The 14563-nt window shown below is 71.0% G+C and carries 14 protein-coding genes; 9 read left to right on the top strand and 5 right to left on the bottom strand.

Features of this window, described 5'->3' with window-relative positions; genetic code table 11:
• Nucleotides 1–159: 159 nt before the first annotated feature.
• From ACIBCU_RS07630 to ACIBCU_RS07620, 3 genes are all read left to right on the top strand, one after another.
• A complete protein-coding gene (locus tag ACIBCU_RS07630) occupies nucleotides 160–819 on the top strand; it encodes a response regulator transcription factor (RefSeq protein WP_362933806.1) in 660 nt (219 codons plus the stop codon).
• 270 nt (nucleotides 820–1089) lie between these two features.
• Entirely contained in the window at nucleotides 1090–3045 is a 1956-nt protein-coding gene (locus ACIBCU_RS07625) for a 2-oxoacid:acceptor oxidoreductase subunit alpha (protein WP_362933714.1), read from the top strand.
• Nucleotides 3038–4096, top strand: a complete 1059-nt coding sequence (locus ACIBCU_RS07620) for a 2-oxoacid:ferredoxin oxidoreductase subunit beta (RefSeq protein ID WP_362933711.1) — start codon at nucleotides 3038–3040, stop codon at nucleotides 4094–4096. The genes ACIBCU_RS07625 and ACIBCU_RS07620 overlap by 8 nt, the downstream gene beginning before the upstream one ends.
• A 7-nt stretch (nucleotides 4097–4103) precedes the next feature.
• Here the strand turns inward: ACIBCU_RS07620 and ACIBCU_RS07615 are convergent, their stop codons facing one another.
• The gene (locus ACIBCU_RS07615; protein ID WP_362933708.1) at nucleotides 4104–4526 is read right to left on the bottom strand and encodes a helix-turn-helix domain-containing protein; all 423 of its coding nucleotides are present in this window, start codon (nucleotides 4524–4526) and stop codon (nucleotides 4104–4106) included.
• A 106-nt stretch (nucleotides 4527–4632) separates the two neighbouring features.
• On the opposite strand from ACIBCU_RS07615, the gene ACIBCU_RS07610 reads away from it, so the two are divergent.
• From ACIBCU_RS07610 to ACIBCU_RS07585, 6 genes are all read left to right on the top strand, one after another.
• Nucleotides 4633–5493, top strand: a complete 861-nt coding sequence (locus tag ACIBCU_RS07610; RefSeq protein WP_399229989.1) for an SDR family oxidoreductase — start codon at nucleotides 4633–4635, stop codon at nucleotides 5491–5493.
• A gap of 117 nt (nucleotides 5494–5610) precedes the next feature.
• Entirely contained in the window at nucleotides 5611–6600 is a 990-nt protein-coding gene (gene rarD / locus ACIBCU_RS07605) for an EamA family transporter RarD (RefSeq protein WP_399229987.1), read from the top strand.
• Nucleotides 6601–6670: 70 nt separating this feature from the next.
• The gene (locus ACIBCU_RS07600) at nucleotides 6671–8287 is read left to right on the top strand and encodes an FAD-dependent monooxygenase (RefSeq protein ID WP_399229985.1); all 1617 of its coding nucleotides are present in this window, start codon (nucleotides 6671–6673) and stop codon (nucleotides 8285–8287) included.
• A 12-nt stretch (nucleotides 8288–8299) separates the two neighbouring features.
• Nucleotides 8300–8749, top strand: coding sequence for a hypothetical protein (locus tag ACIBCU_RS07595; RefSeq protein WP_362933696.1), 450 nt, complete (start codon nucleotides 8300–8302; stop codon nucleotides 8747–8749).
• 102 nt (nucleotides 8750–8851) lie between these two features.
• Nucleotides 8852–9664 (top strand): HAD family hydrolase, encoded by an 813-nt coding sequence (locus ACIBCU_RS07590; RefSeq protein ID WP_362933693.1) that lies wholly within the window; start codon nucleotides 8852–8854, stop codon nucleotides 9662–9664.
• 186 nt (nucleotides 9665–9850) lie between these two features.
• Nucleotides 9851–10399: a flavodoxin family protein gene (locus tag ACIBCU_RS07585; RefSeq protein ID WP_399229982.1), complete on the top strand. Its 549-nt coding sequence runs from the start codon at nucleotides 9851–9853 to the stop codon at nucleotides 10397–10399.
• Here the strand turns inward: ACIBCU_RS07585 and ACIBCU_RS07580 are convergent.
• The 4 genes from ACIBCU_RS07580 to ACIBCU_RS07565 all read right to left on the bottom strand — a co-directional run bounded on the left by ACIBCU_RS07580 (nucleotide 10392) and on the right by ACIBCU_RS07565 (nucleotide 14450).
• A complete protein-coding gene (locus ACIBCU_RS07580; RefSeq protein WP_399229980.1) occupies nucleotides 10392–11033 on the bottom strand; it encodes a TetR/AcrR family transcriptional regulator in 642 nt (213 codons plus the stop codon). The genes ACIBCU_RS07585 and ACIBCU_RS07580 overlap by 8 nt on opposite strands.
• 197 nt (nucleotides 11034–11230) lie before the next feature.
• Complete coding sequence (locus ACIBCU_RS07575) at nucleotides 11231–12118, bottom strand: ABC transporter permease (protein WP_399229978.1); 888 nt, start codon at nucleotides 12116–12118, stop codon at nucleotides 11231–11233.
• Entirely contained in the window at nucleotides 12105–13091 is a 987-nt protein-coding gene (locus tag ACIBCU_RS07570) for an ABC transporter ATP-binding protein (RefSeq protein ID WP_362933681.1), read from the bottom strand. The genes ACIBCU_RS07575 and ACIBCU_RS07570 overlap by 14 nt, the downstream gene beginning before the upstream one ends.
• 120 nt (nucleotides 13092–13211) lie before the next feature.
• On the bottom strand, nucleotides 13212–14450 hold the full coding sequence (locus ACIBCU_RS07565; RefSeq protein WP_399229976.1) for an outer membrane lipoprotein carrier protein LolA: 1239 nt from the start codon (nucleotides 14448–14450) through the stop codon (nucleotides 13212–13214).
• Nucleotides 14451–14563 lie beyond the last annotated feature (113 nt).

Genomic DNA, 14563 nt, shown 5'->3' with positions numbered 1-14563 from the left:
GGCGGCCGGGGCACTGCGGCGCGTCCGGTGCCGCCGGAACCGCTGGTGTACGGCCCATCCGGGCGCCGGAGCTGGAATGCTGGGCACACGAGCGGCCGCGTGCCGGCGGCGAACAGACGGAACACCGACAGTGGGGGACACAACGTCGTGGAGGAAAGAGTGCGGGTCGTCATCGCCGAGGATTCGGTGCTGCTCCGGGAGGGACTCACCCGGCTGCTGACCGATCTGGGGCACGACGTCGTCGCGGGGGTCGGGGACGCCGAGGCGCTGATCAAGACGGTGGGCGACCTCGCCGGGCAGGACGCGCTGCCGGACGTGGTGGTCGCCGATGTGCGGATGCCGCCGACCCACACCGACGAGGGCGTGCGGGCGGCGGTGCGGCTGCGCAAGGACTACCCGGACATCGGGGTGCTGGTGCTCTCGCAGTACGTCGAGGAGCAGTACGCCACCGAGCTGCTGGCCGGCAGCAGCCGCGGGGTCGGCTACCTGCTGAAGGACCGGGTCGCCGAGGTCAGGGAGTTCGTGGACGCCGTGGTCCGGGTGGCGCAGGGCGGGACCGCCCTGGACCCGGAGGTCGTGGCACAGCTGCTGGGCCGCAGCCGCAAGCAGGACGTGCTGGCGGGGCTCACGCCGCGCGAGCGGGAGGTCCTGGGTCTGATGGCGGAGGGGCGCACGAATTCAGCCGTCGCGCGGCAGCTGGTGGTCAGTGACGGAGCGGTGGAGAAGCACGTCAGCAACATCTTCCTGAAACTCGGCCTGTCACCCAGTGACGGGGATCACCGGCGTGTTCTCGCTGTTCTCACTTATCTGAACTCGTGACAAGGCGATGATCTAGTCGCGAGGATCTGGATGATCCACCGGTAGCCGAGTGCGACCCCAGGACCAGGACGAAAGGATGAGCACCGGGGCCTCGTCCAGTGATCGAAAGGTCCGGAAAAGATATGGCAAAGCGTGACGCTTTCATGTCTCAAAAACGCGTCCACCATATGACCGGTCCGAGGAAGGCGACCCTTACAGAAGTAGGGTGGGGCCCGGACCGCCGACGGGTCGGCCGGTCCCGAGCCGCCGCCCCGAGGGAGGTCCAGTTCAGTGACCAGCCAGGTCAGTAGCCCAGCCGGAAAGTCCGATGAGGCCGACGAGGCTGTCGTCGGGGAGCAGCGAGCCCCGCGCATTGATCGTACGGGTGCCACCGAGAAGGAAATCCGCCGCCTGGACCGGGTGATCATCCGTTTCGCGGGTGACTCCGGTGACGGCATGCAGTTGACGGGCGACCGGTTCACGTCGGAGACCGCGTCGTTCGGGAACGACCTGTCGACGCTGCCCAACTTCCCGGCCGAGATCCGGGCACCTGCCGGGACGCTGCCGGGCGTGTCGTCGTTCCAGCTGCATTTCGCGGACCACGACATCCTGACCCCGGGCGACGCGCCGAATGTGCTGGTCGCGATGAATCCCGCAGCGCTGAAGGCGAATATCGCCGATGTGCCGCGCGGGGCCGACATCATCGTGAACACGGACGAGTTCACGAAACGCCCGATGGCGAAGGTCGGGTACGCCGAATCCCCTCTCGAGGACGGCTCGCTCGAGGCGTACAACGTGCATCCTGTGCCGTTGACGACCTTGACGATCGAGGCATTGAAGGAGTTCGGGCTTTCCCGCAAGGAGGCCGAGCGGTCGAAGAATATGTTCGCGCTCGGGCTGTTGTCCTGGATGTACAACCGTCCGACCGAGGGGACGGAAACATTCCTCCGGACGAAGTTCGCCAGCAAGCCGGACATCGCCGAGGCGAATGTGGCGGCGTTCCGCGCGGGCTGGAATTTCGGTGAGACCACGGAGGATTTCGCGGTCTCGTACGAGGTCGCACCGGCGTCGCAGGCCTTCCCCACCGGCACGTACCGCAATATCTCGGGGAACCTGGCATTGTCGTACGGGCTGATCGCGGCGGGCCGGCAGGCGGATCTGCCGGTGTATCTGGGCTCGTATCCGATCACTCCGGCGTCCGACATCCTGCACGAGCTCAGCAAGCACAAGAACTTCGGCGTACGGACGTTCCAGGCGGAGGACGAGATCGCCGGCATCGGGGCGGCGCTCGGCGCTTCGTTCGGCGGGTCGCTGGGTGTGACGACCACGTCGGGTCCGGGTGTGGCGCTGAAGTCGGAGACGATCGGTCTGGCGGTGTCGCTGGAGCTGCCGCTGCTGATCATCGACATCCAGCGGGGCGGGCCGTCCACCGGCCTGCCGACCAAGACGGAGCAGGCCGACCTGCTCCAGGCCATGTACGGGCGCAACGGTGAGGCACCGGTCCCGATCGTGGCGCCGAAGACCCCGGCGGACTGCTTCGACGCGGCGCTCGACGCCGCCCGGATCGCGCTGACGTACCGGACACCGGTGTTCCTGCTCTCGGACGGGTATCTGGCGAACGGCTCCGAGCCGTGGCGGATCCCGGAGATCGACAGCCTCCCGGACCTGCGGACACAGTTCGCGACCGGGCCGAACCACGAACTGGCCGACGGCACCGAGGTGTTCTGGCCGTACAAGCGGGACCCGGAGACCCTGGCCCGCCCCTGGGCGGTGCCGGGCACGCCGGGTCTGGAGCACCGGATCGGCGGGATCGAGAAGCAGGACGGCACGGGGAACATCTCCTACGATCCGGCCAACCACGACTTCATGGTCCGTACGCGTCAGGCGAAGATCGACGGCATCCGGGTCCCCGACCTGGAGGTCGACGACCCGGCCGACGCCACGACCCTGGTCCTGGGCTGGGGTTCGACGTACGGGCCGATCACCGCGGCCGTACGGCGGCTCCGCGCGGCGGGCGAGACGATCGCGCAGGCCCATCTGCGCCACCTCAACCCGTTCCCGCGGAATCTCGGTGAGGTGCTGCGGCGTTACGACAAGGTCGTGGTCCCGGAGATGAACCTCGGGCAGCTGGCTTTGCTGCTGAGGGCCGAGTACCTCGTGGACGCCCGGAGTTACAACCAGGTCAACGGAATGCCCTTCAAGGCCGAGCAGCTCGCCACCGCCCTCAAGGAGGCCATCGATGCCTGACGCCAACGAACTCCTCCAGCTGGTCCCCAAGGCCGAGGGCAAGCAGTCCATGAAGGACTTCAAGTCCGACCAGGAGGTGCGCTGGTGCCCGGGCTGCGGTGACTACGCGGTCCTCGCGGCCGTGCAGGGCTTCATGCCCGAACTGGGGCTGGCCAAGGAGAACATCACGTTCGTCTCCGGCATCGGCTGCTCGTCCCGCTTCCCGTACTACATGAACACGTACGGGATGCACTCCATCCACGGCCGCGCCCCCTCCATCGCGACGGGCCTGGCCACCTCCCGCCGCGACCTGTCCGTCTGGGTCGTCACCGGTGACGGCGACGCGCTGTCCATCGGCGGGAACCACCTCATCCACGCCCTGCGGCGCAACGTCAACCTCAAGATCCTGCTGTTCAACAACCGGATCTACGGGCTCACCAAGGGGCAGTACAGCCCCACATCCGAGATCGGCAAGATCACCAAGTCGACGCCGATGGGCTCCCTCGACGCCCCCTTCAACCCGGTCTCCCTCGCCCTGGGCGCCGAAGCCTCCTTCGTCGCCCGCACCGTCGACTCCGACCGGAAGCACCTCACGAGCGTGCTGCGCGCGGCCGCCGACCACCCCGGCACCGCGCTCGTGGAGATCTACCAGAACTGCAACATCTTCAACGACGGCGCCTTCGAGGTGCTCAAGGACAGGGAGCGGGCCCAGGAGGCGGTCATCCGCCTCGAACACGGCCAGCCGATCCGCTTCGGTGCGGAGAATGCCAAGGGGGTCGTGCGCGATGCGCTCACGGGTGACCTGAGCGTCGTCGCGGTCACCGAGGAGAACCAGTCGCGGATCCTCGTCCACGACGCCCACAACCCCAGCCCCACGACCGCGTTCGCGCTGTCCCGGCTGGCCGACGCCGACACCCTGCACCACACGCCGATCGGCGTGCTGCGCAGTGTGGAGCGCCCGGTCTACGACGCGCTCATGTCCGACCAGCTCGATGCCGCGATCGAGCAGCACGGCAAGGGTGACCTGAGCACCCTGCTGGCGGGCAACGACACATGGACCGTGGTCGGCTGATCCGCCGTCACGCCTGTCCGCCGGGGCCCGGAGCCGACTGGTTCCGGGCCTCGTCGTATGCCGCGCGGGCGGCCTCGACCCCGTCCACCTGCCGCTCGGACCAGCGGGCCAGAGCCCAGACCTGGTCGGCGGCCTCCCTGCCGACGGGGGTGAGCGAGTAGTCCACGCGGGGCGGGATCACCGGCTTCGCGTCCCGGTGCACGAAGCCGTCGCGCTCCAGCGTCTGGAGGGTCTGGGCCAGCATCTTCTCGCTGACGCCACCGACCGTGCGGCGCAGTTCGCTGAACCTGTAGGAGCGTTCCAGGAGCGCGGCCAGCACGAGCACGCCCCACCGGCTGGTGATGTGTTCGAGGACCAGCCGGGAGGGGCAGTTCTGCTGGTTGACGTCCGGGCGCCGGCCGCCCACTTCGTCCAGGATGCTCACCGTCATACCAGCACCTTACTTCAAAGTGGGTACTTTCCCAGAGTTAGTACACCCCCTATGGTGAGTTACGTTCCACTCGCAGCAGGACCAGCGTCACCAGGAGAGAACCCTCATGAGCATCGTCGTCACCGGAGCCACCGGCGCCCTCGGCCGCCTCGTCGTCGAGCGTCTGCTCGACACGGTCCCGGCCAACCAGGTCGTCGCGGTCGTCCGCGACAAGGAGAAGGCCGCCGCGCTCGCAGCCCGGGGCGTCGAGCTCCGTATCGCCGACTACGACCACCCCGAGACCCTCGCCGGCGCGTTCCGGGCAGGTGACCGCGTGCTGCTGGTCTCGGGCAGCGAGGTCGGCAGGCGGATACCGCAGCACACCGCGGTGATCGACGCCGCGAAGGCGGCCGGGGTCGCACAGCTCGCGTACACCGGGGTGCTGGGCGGGCCCGGGGCGGATTTCCTGCTGGCCGAGGAGCACAAGGCCACCGAGCAGCTGATCCTCGACTCCGGGCTCCCGTACACCTTCCTGCGCAACGGCTGGTACACCGAGAACTACACGGCGAATCTGGCGCCCGTCCTGGAGCACGGCGCCGTCGTCGCCAACGCGGGTGACGGACGCGTCGCCTCCGCCACCCGGGCCGACTACGCGGACGCGGCCGCCGCCGTGCTGACCGGAGAGGGCCACCTGGGCGTGGCGTACGAGCTGAGCGGCGACGTGGCCTGGTCGCTGGCCGAGTACGCCGACGTGGTGGCCGCCGCGGCCGGCAAGGAGATCGCCTACAAGAACGTCCCGGCCCCGGTGCACCAGGAGATCCTCGTCGGCGCCGGGTTGCCCGAGCCCTTCGCCGCGATCCTCGTCGACGTCGACGAGGCCATCGCACGCGGCCTCCTCGCCGGGACGAGCGGCGACCTGGCCCGCCTGATCGGCCGGCCGACCACTCCGCTGGCCGAGACGGTCGCGGCGGCGGTCGCCACGGCCTGAACGGGCACGCCCGCGCCTGTCACGACCGTTTCCCTGAGACGGCAATGACAGAGGGCCCTTCCGGCGCTACCGTCGTGCAGTCGGCCGTCCGCCGACGCAGGAGTGCCGGGAGGGCCCGTGAAGGGGAAGAACGAACAGCGGGCAGGCCTGCTGTACGGAATCGGCGCGTACGGGATGTGGGGCCTCGTGCCCCTCTTCTGGCCGCTGCTGGAACCGTCGGGGGCGGTGGAGATCCTCGCCCACCGGATGGTGTGGTCGCTGGGCGTCGTCGGCATCGCCCTGCTGTTCCTGCGTCGCTGGGCGTGGATCGGGGAGCTGCTCCGGCAGCCCCGGCGGCTGGGGCTGATCGCGATCGCCGCGACGGTGATCTCGGTCAACTGGGGTCTCTACATCTGGTCCGTGAACAACGGCCACGTCGTCGAGGCGTCGCTCGGCTACTTCATCAATCCGCTGGTCACCATCGCCATGGGCGTCCTGCTGCTCGGCGAGCGGCTGAGGCCGGTGCAGTGGACCGCGGTGGCGACCGGCTTCGCCGCGGTGCTCGTGCTGGCGATCGGCTACGGGCAGCCGCCGTGGATCTCGCTGGTGCTGGCGTTCTCCTTCGCGACGTACGGGCTGGTGAAGAAGAAGGTCAACATGGGCGGCCTGGAGTCCCTGGCCGCCGAGACCGCCGTGCTGTTCGTGCCCGCGCTCGGGTTCCTGCTCTGGCTCGGGGCGAGCGGCGACGCGACGTTCCTGGCCGGGGGCGCGGGCCACGGAGCCCTGCTCGCCGCGACAGGACTCGTCACCGCGATCCCCCTCGTCTGCTTCGGCGCCGCGGCGATCCGGGTGCCGCTGTCCGTCCTGGGCCTGCTGCAGTATCTGGCGCCGGTGTTCCAGTTCGCGCTCGGCATCCTGTACTTCCACGAGGAGATGCCGCCCGAGCGGTGGGCCGGATTCGCACTGGTCTGGGTGGCCCTGATGCTGCTGACCTGGGACGCGCTGCGGTCGGCTCGTCGCACGAGGGCCGAGGCCCTGCGCCTGGCCGTCCGGGCGGCGGAGGCCTCGGCCCCCGTCGACACGGCTTCCGCTTCCAGGCCGGACACGGACACCCCGGCCATAAAATAGTTACTGAGTTGCCTTTTTGACTCGGTTGCGTTTTCCTGTACGGCAGGACGACGCCCACCGAGGAGCAGGCATGACCGACGTACTGATCGTGGGCGCGGGCCCGACCGGACTGACGCTGGCCTGCGATCTGGCCAGGCGTGGCATCGCGGTCCGGATCGTGGACAGATCGCCGGAGTATCCGCGCAGTTCGCGGTCGAAGGGCCCCAACGCGCGCTCCCTGGAGGTGCTGGAGGACCTGGGGGTCGTCGAGGCGGTGCTGGCGGCGGGTTCACCGCCGCTTCCGATGCGCAAGTACCGCGACGGTGTGCCGGTCTCGGACGCCGATCCGTACGCCGGTTCCTCGCCGACGCCGGACGCCCCGTACGACCGGGGCCGGCTGATCGCCCAGTGGCGGCTGGAGGAGATCCTGCGCGACCGCCTCGCCGGGTACGGCGTGGCGGTGGAGACCGGCACCGAGGTCGTGGGCCTCACCGACGACGGGTCCTCGGTGACCGTCGCCCTCGCCGACGGGTCCGTCGCCCGCGCACGGTACGTGGTGGGCTGCGACGGTGCCCACAGCCGCGTGCGGAAACTGCTCGGCGTCCCGTTCGACGGGGAGACGGACGAGGAGCAGATGATGGTCTGCGGCGACGTCGAGATCACCCCGGGCGTCCTGGACCGGGGCATCTGGCACCAGTGGTTCGACGAGGACGGAGCCGTCATGCTCTGCCCCATCCCCGGCACACGGACGGGCTGGTGGTTCCAGTCGGGCCCGGAGCGTGACGCGGACGGCCGGCCCCTCGCCCCCGCCCTCGACGGTTTCAGGCGGCTCTTCGCCCGGCACACCCGGCTGCCGGCCGACAGCCTCACCGGGGCCACACTGCTCTCGACGTACCGCGTCAACGTGCGCATGGCCGACCGCTACCGGGTGGGCCGGGTCCTCCTGGCCGGGGACGCCGCCCATGTGCACGCCATCGCGGGCGGGCTGGGCATGAACACCGGCATCCAGGACGCCTACAACCTCGGCTGGAAGCTCGACCGGACGCTGCGGGGGCGGGGCGGACCGGGGCTGCTGGACACCTACGAGGAGGAGCGGCTGCCGGTCGCCGCCTGGACGCTGGACCTCACCTCGGAGCGGCTGCGGGCCACGCTGGAGGCGATCAGGGAACCGGGCGGCGGACTGGACACCGCGATCACCCCGTCGACGGCGGGGCTCGACCGCGGCTACCGGTGGAGCTCCCTCGCCCGGCCCGGGGGCGGGGACGGCGTACGGTCGGGCGACCGCGCGCCGGACGCCCCCTGCACCGAGGCCGCGACCGGTGCGCCCACCCGCCTGTTCCGTCTCTTCGCCGGTCCGCACATCACGGTGCTGGGCTTCGGGGCGGGCGCGGAGCGGGCGTTGCGGGAGGCGGCCGACAACCATGGCGACGCGGTGCGGACCTTCCGGGTGTACGGCGCCGGGGCCTCCGGGCCCGGCGCCGGCGCCGCCGCTCCGGACGCGCTGCACGACCGGAAGGGGCTCGCCCGCGCGGCCTACGGCGTCGACGGTGACACCGTCGTCGTGGTCCGGCCCGACAACCATGTGGGGCTGATCGCGGACGCCCGCGACCGGGACGCGGTACGGCGGTATCTCGACGCGCTGGACGGGGCGCGGGAGCCGGATCCGATGAGTGTGGCAAGCATGGTGGACGGCACCCGCAAAGGCTGATTGAGTGCCCGGATGGGGACGATCCTGAGGGACATGAGGCACGTTCAGTGGCATGAGCTGCGCCATGCCCAGGGCTCCGCGTCCCAGGTCCCCGGGTTGCTGTCACGGATCGCCTGGGGCGACAGCGAGTCGGCGGAGGACGCCCTGAGCGATCTGGGGCGGTGGATCGGCGCCATGGCCGTGTTCGACGCGACGGCCGCCACGGTGCCGTTCCTCTGGGAGCTCGCCGCCATGGAGACCGTGAAGGACCGCGTGGGGGTGCTCGGCCTGCTGGGGACGATCCTCGCCCATGGCCACGCGCACCATCCGGAGTGGACCAGGGACGCGCATCTGGCGGTGCTGGCGGGCCGGACGACGGCCGAGCGGCTCGCCACGGACGGCGATCCGGCGGTGCGCGCGGCTGCCGGGACCCTGCTGACCGCGTGCGCCGGACACGTCTGCTCGGCCTGCCCGCCACGGTGAGCAGGCCCTGGAGTGCGCCGGATTCAGCCTCCGCCGACGGGGCCGACCGTCCCCGCAGGTCAGCGACGTAGGACGGGAAGGCGATCTCTCTAGGCTGACCCCATGTTCACGCCACCCGCCGCATACACCCTTGTCGCCACGGATCTGGACGGCACACTGCTGCGTTCCGACGACACCGTGAGCGCCCGCTCACGCGCCGCCCTCACCCGCGCCGCGTCGGCCGGCGCACGACATCTGATCGTCACGGGCCGGCCGGTGCCCGGCATACGCGCCCTGCTCGCGGACCTCGGCTACGAAGGGCTCGTGGTCTGCGGCCAGGGCGCACAGGTGTACGACGCCGGGTCGGCCCGCATGCTGAGTTCGGTGACCCTGGACCGGGAGCTGGCCGACACCGCGCTCGGCAAGATCGAGGCCGAGGTGGGGCAGGTGTTCGCCGCGGTGGACCAGGACGGCGCCGACGGCCGGACCCTGATCGAGCCGGGCTACCGCATGCCGCACCCCTCGCTCCCCGCTCAGCGCGCCGGGCACCGGTCGGAGCTGTGGGCGGCGCCCGTCATCAAGGTCCTGATACGCCACCCGGAGCTGACGGACGACGAGCTGGCCGCCGCCGCCCGGGGAGCGGTGGGCGGCGATCTGGCGTCCGTCACGATGGCGGGCCCCGGCACGGTGGAGCTGGCCCCCTTCGGCGTGGACAAGGGCACGGGGGTCACTCTGGCCGCCGGGCTGCTGGGCCTCGACCTCGCCGGCGCCGTGGCGTTCGGCGACATGCCCAACGACCTGCCCATGTTCCGCCTGGTCGGCCACCGGGTGGCGATGGCCGACGCGCACGCGGAGCTGCGGGCCGCCGCCGACGAGATCACGCTCTCGAACGAGGAGGACGGCGTCGCGGTGGTCCTGGAGCGGCTGTTCGCCTGAGACCGCACGCGCGGCCGGCCGGGACCATGCGCCGACACCCAGGACCATGCGCCGCCCCCGGGCCCTCGCGACACACCCGAGGCTTCGCGACACCCCGCGGCCGAAAAGCACCTCCCAAAACTTTATGCACATGCATATGATTGCGTACGCCGGTAAAAGCCGTACGCAATCAATTGGGGGCATGGCATGACCACGCGCGACTTCCTCTTCCTGCTCGGCAGCAGCCGCACCGGCGGCAACACCGAGACACTGGCCCGGCTCGCGGCCGAGCAGCTCCCGGCCGGCACGGGACAGCGCTGGCTGGACCTGCGGGACCTCCCGCTGCCCGACTTCGAGGACCGGCGGCACGCGGACGGACGGCCCCCCACCCTCACGGGCAACTCCGCGACCTTGCTGGAGGCGACACTCACCGCCACCGACGTGGTCATCGCCTCGCCGCTGTACTGGTACTCCGTCTCCACCTCCACCAAGCGCTACCTCGACCACTGGTCCGGCTGGCTGGAGGCCCCCGGCGCCGACTTCCGGCGGCGGATGGCCGGGAAGACGCTGTGGGGGGTCACCGCACTCGCGGACGACGACCCCGCGGTCGCCGAACCGCTCGCGGGAACCCTGCGGAATTCGGCGCGGTACCTCGGGATGCGGTGGGGCGGGGTACTGCTGGGCAACGGCAGCAGGCCCGGTGACGTGCTGACCGACACCGAGGCCGCGGCCCGGGCGAAGGTCTTCTTCAGCTGACGCGCCCACCCCCGGCGGCGCCCCCACCGCCGGGGGCGTCCCCGGGCGTGCCGGCGCCGGTCAGGGACCGCAGGACATGGGCCACCAGCGTGGCGACCGTCGCCTCGTCCTGCGCCGGCTTCCGCAGCACATGGCGGTAGTAGACGGGTCCGTAGAGCATCTCCACCGCGAGCGGCAGATCGGCGCCGTCCGGTATCTGCCCCTGCTCCTGGGCACGCCGCATGCGCCCCACGGCGGCCTCGAAGCGCGGGTCGACCAGCTGCTCGCGTACGGCCAGTGCGAGTGCGTCGTCATGATGCATCTCGGACAGGATCCCGGCATAGGCCGGGCCGTAAGGCGCCGTGGAGACCAGCTTCACCGCACTGTTGATGTGCGTCCGCAGATCGGCCTCGATGTCACCGGTGTCGACGAACGGCGTGGAGCCGACGAACACCTCGGCGAACGCCTCCAGCATCACCGCGCCCTTCGACGGCCACCAGCGGTAGATCGTCTTCTTGCTCACGCCGGCGCGGGCCGCGATGGCCTCGACGGTGACCCGGCCGTACCCCTTCTCCGTACACAGCTCCAGCGCGGCGTCCAGCGTCGCCCGTCGTGACCTCTCACTGCGGCGCAGGGAACTCGGCGATGTGATCATTCGGTGAGCATAGGGGTATTCCGCCCACCGCTTATTGACAGGTCGTCGCCAAAAGTCGAACAATGACCAGGCTGGAAACGGAACGTACCGTGTCGTGACGTTCCGTGCAGTACACCGTTCGTGCCGTTCGTGCCGCGACGAGCCGATCGGGGGACGGCTCGACCGGCCGACGGTACGGACGGCCCGTGCCGAGCCCCTCAGACGGTGACGTCCCTCGTGGTGAAGCGCGCCCAGGCCGCGGAGCCGAACACCGCCGCGTACACCGCCTGCAGGCCCAGATTCCTGGCCATCTCGTCCCAGTAGACCGGGTCCCGCAGCAGGTCCGTGAAGGACAGCCAGTAGTGCGGGAAGAGATACGGATGCATCCCGTGCAGCTGCGGCATCGTGTCCAGGATCTGCACGGTGATCAGCACACCGACGGTGGCCGCCATCGCCGCGATCCCGCTGTTGGTGAGCGTCGAGACGAAGAGGCCCAGCGCCGCGAAGCCGACGAGGGACACCGCCACCGCGACCGCGATCAGTCCGGCCCGCAGGAGTCCCTCGCCGAAGCCGATCCGGGTACCCGAGATCGTCGTGACCTCCCCGACGGGGAAGAGCAGCGCCCCGGCCGCGAGCGCCGATGCCACCACGACCAGGGTGGCGACCAGGCAGAACACCAGCACGGACGCGTACTTCGCGAGCAGCAGCCGGGTGCGGCCCGCCGGCGCCACCAGCAGATAGCGCAGGGTGCCGCCGCTCGCCTCGCCCGCGACGGAGTCCCCCGCGATGACGCCGACGGCCATAGGGAGGAAGACGGGCAGCGTCGCGGAGAGGGCCGCGAAGACCAGGAACAGTCCGTTGTCGGTGACCTGGGAGAGGAAGGCGGGTCCGCCCCCGCCGCCGGGCCCGGCCTGGGAGCCGTCACCCGTCCCGATGCGGAGGGCGATCCCGATGAGGACGGGTACGGCCGCCAGGACCCCGAGCAGCGCCAGGGTCCGCCACCGGCGGAGCATGGTGGTCAGTTCGGAGCGGAGGATCCCGAGGGTCCACAGCGCACGGCGCGCCGCCGGGGGCGCCGGGGGCGCCGTGAGTTCAGCCTGCGACATCGAATCCCTCTCCGGTGAGCGCGACGAAGGCGTCCTCCAGCGAGGCCCGTTCGACGCCGAAGGCGCGTACGCGGACACCGCCGCGCACCAGGGCCGCGTTGAGGTCCGCGAGTTCCACCTCGCCCGGCGGCGCGTCGGCGCTCACCCGGTCCCCGTCGGTCACGAGGCCCGTCGCCCCGCGTTCCGCGAGGACGCGGGCCGCGTCACCCGGGTCGGGCGTGGTCACGGCGAGGCGGTCCCGGGCGCCCGCGGCGAGCGTGGCGACCGGGCCCTGGACGAGGAGCCGGCCGCGGGCCATCACCGCGGCGTGGGTGCAGACCTGCTCGATCTCGTCGAGCAGGTGGGAGGAGAGGAAGACGGTGGTGCCCTCGCCCGCCAGCTCCCGCACCAGGGAGCGGATCTCGCGCATGCCCTGCGGGTCGAGGCCGTTGGTCGGTTCGTCCAGCACGAGCAGTCTGCGCGGCTGGAGGAGAGCGGCGGCCAGCCCGAGCCGCTGCTTCATCCCGAGTGAGTACGCCTTGGCCTTCTTGCCGGCCGCGGCGGCGAGCCCGACCCGCTCCAGGGCATCGCCCACTCGCGCGCGCCGGGTACGTGGGTCGGCGGCCGGGTCGGCGGAGTCGAAGCGCACGAGATTGTCGCGGCCCGTCAGGAACCCGTACAGCGCGGGCCCTTCGATGAGCGCGCCGACCTGCGGGAGCACCGCCCGGGCTGCCGCCGGCATGGGGCGGCCCAGGACCTGTGCGGTGCCGGAGGTCGGGTCGATGAGCCCCATGAGCATCCGGATCGTGGTGGTCTTGCCGGAGCCGTTGGGCCCCAGGAAGCCGAAGACGCTTCCGGCGGGGACGGCGAGGTCGAGCCCGTCGACGGCCAACTGCCCGCCGCGGTAGCGCTTGGTGAGCCCGCGCGTCTCGATCACCGCGCCGGGCTCCCGCCCTGTGTCCGGTCCGGCCGTAGCGGCCGCTGTGTCGGTCATACGCACTCCCGGTCCTGTCCCGCCGTGGTCCGGCACCCCGCGACCTGTGTCCGCCGGGCCCCGTCGCACGGACCGCCCCGCCGTACGGAGCGTACGACGGGGCGGGGCGTACGGTGCGTCCTACTTGGCTGTGTCGGCCGCCTTCACCAGCGCGTCCTCGGTGACCGCGCCGACGTAGACCTTGCCGTCGTCCGTCAGCAGCGCGTTGACCAGGCGTGTCTTGAAGACCGTGCCCGAGCCGAAGTCGCCGGTGACCTTGTCGCCGAGCGCGTCGAGGAACTGCTGCGCCTCCGCGGGGACACCGCCGGAGCCCTGGGCGGGCAGCCCCGCCCCGCCCGGGGCGTCGATCTCGGCGACGGCGTTCCAGCCCTCGCCGATGACGTTGAGGCCCTTGAAGTCCTCCAGGGCGCCCAGGTCCTTCCGCGCCTTGTCCGCCGTGCCCTTCTTCTCCGTGTCGGCCTTCAGCTCGTCGGCCTCGGTCACCTTCGCGCCCTTGGGCGGGGTGAAGGAGAAGGAGGAGGCGTCGGGCTTCCCGAAGTCGACCTTCGTGAAGCCGGCGTCGACCGCCGCCTTGCCGCCGCTGCTCGGGGCCAGGGTGAACTTCAGCGGTACGCCGGTCGAGGCGTCGACCGCGACGGTGACGGAGCCGATCGTCGAACCGGACTGCTTCGGCTTGATCACGAGCTTGTAGGCGTCGCGTCCCGCCACCTGCGCCGTGCCGCCGACGGTGACGGACGTGGTGTCGTCCGCGGCGGCGAGCGCCTCCTCGGCGAGCTCCTTCGGAGTGGCCGGCACTCCCTCCGGCGCCTTGTGCTCCTCGGCCTTTCCGCCCGGACGTCCGTTCCCGTCGGACTCCGCGTGGTAGACCTCGTTGCTCTCGCTGTCGTATCCCCAGATGTCGTCACCGTTGTGGACGACGCTGTACTCGGAGCCCTCGCCGAGGATCGAGAGGCGCTGCTTGTCGGGGCCGTCGGCCGCGACCCGGAGCGTGTGGGTCCCGGAGGCGAGCTCCATCAGCTTGGCGTCGGGGGACGCGCTCGACTCCCCCGGTCCCGATGCGGCGTCCGGCGCGAAGGAGCCCGCGAGCCCGCCGAGCGACGGGATGCCGAGGTCGGTGCTGACCTTCACCGTGCCGGACAGCTGCTCCTGGTCCGATGCGGCGATCTTCTCGATGAGTTCCTGCGCGGTGATGTCCGGGAGCTCCGGGTCTCCGGAGTCCGCGAGTGCCGGGACGAGTCCGATCGTCGCGGCCGCCACTCCCGCCACCGCGAACGGGACGATGTAGCGCGCCGCCTTCCGGCGGCCCACGACAGTGCCCGTGGCCTCGCCGTTGGTCTCTGCGCTGTCGTTCGGTGCCATGTGTGCTCTACCTCCGTGGTCGGCGGCTGCCATCCCGTGCACGTGTCCACTCCCCGCCGCCATTCTCACCCGATGTGGTCAGGAGTGGTTGTCATCCATCTGACCAAATCGGG

It is taken from the genome of Streptomyces sp. NPDC051064, from assembly GCF_044455985.1.
Classification (GTDB): domain Bacteria; phylum Actinomycetota; class Actinomycetes; order Streptomycetales; family Streptomycetaceae; genus Streptomyces.
The sequence above is the reverse complement of the archived record's forward strand: the minus strand, read 5'-3'. Positions and strand labels throughout refer to the sequence as shown.

Excerpts from the sequence above, each read along its gene's own strand:
- ACIBCU_RS07620 (WP_362933711.1), top strand. The coding sequence starts at position 3,038 with ATGCCTGACGCCAACGAACTCCTCCAGCTGGTCCCCAAGGCCGAGGGC.
- ACIBCU_RS07615 (WP_362933708.1), bottom strand. The coding sequence starts at position 4,526 with ATGACGGTGAGCATCCTGGACGAAGTGGGCGGCCGGCGCCCGGACGTC.
- ACIBCU_RS07610 (WP_399229989.1), top strand. The coding sequence starts at position 4,633 with ATGAGCATCGTCGTCACCGGAGCCACCGGCGCCCTCGGCCGCCTCGTC.
- ACIBCU_RS07600 (WP_399229985.1), top strand. The coding sequence starts at position 6,671 with ATGACCGACGTACTGATCGTGGGCGCGGGCCCGACCGGACTGACGCTG.
- ACIBCU_RS07595 (WP_362933696.1), top strand. The coding sequence starts at position 8,300 with ATGGGGACGATCCTGAGGGACATGAGGCACGTTCAGTGGCATGAGCTG.
- ACIBCU_RS07590 (WP_362933693.1), top strand. The coding sequence starts at position 8,852 with ATGTTCACGCCACCCGCCGCATACACCCTTGTCGCCACGGATCTGGAC.
- ACIBCU_RS07585 (WP_399229982.1), top strand. The coding sequence starts at position 9,851 with ATGACCACGCGCGACTTCCTCTTCCTGCTCGGCAGCAGCCGCACCGGC.
- ACIBCU_RS07580 (WP_399229980.1), bottom strand. The coding sequence starts at position 11,033 with ATGATCACATCGCCGAGTTCCCTGCGCCGCAGTGAGAGGTCACGACGG.
- ACIBCU_RS07575 (WP_399229978.1), bottom strand. The coding sequence starts at position 12,118 with ATGTCGCAGGCTGAACTCACGGCGCCCCCGGCGCCCCCGGCGGCGCGC.
- ACIBCU_RS07570 (WP_362933681.1), bottom strand. The coding sequence starts at position 13,091 with ATGACCGACACAGCGGCCGCTACGGCCGGACCGGACACAGGGCGGGAG.
- ACIBCU_RS07565 (WP_399229976.1), bottom strand. The coding sequence starts at position 14,450 with ATGGCACCGAACGACAGCGCAGAGACCAACGGCGAGGCCACGGGCACT.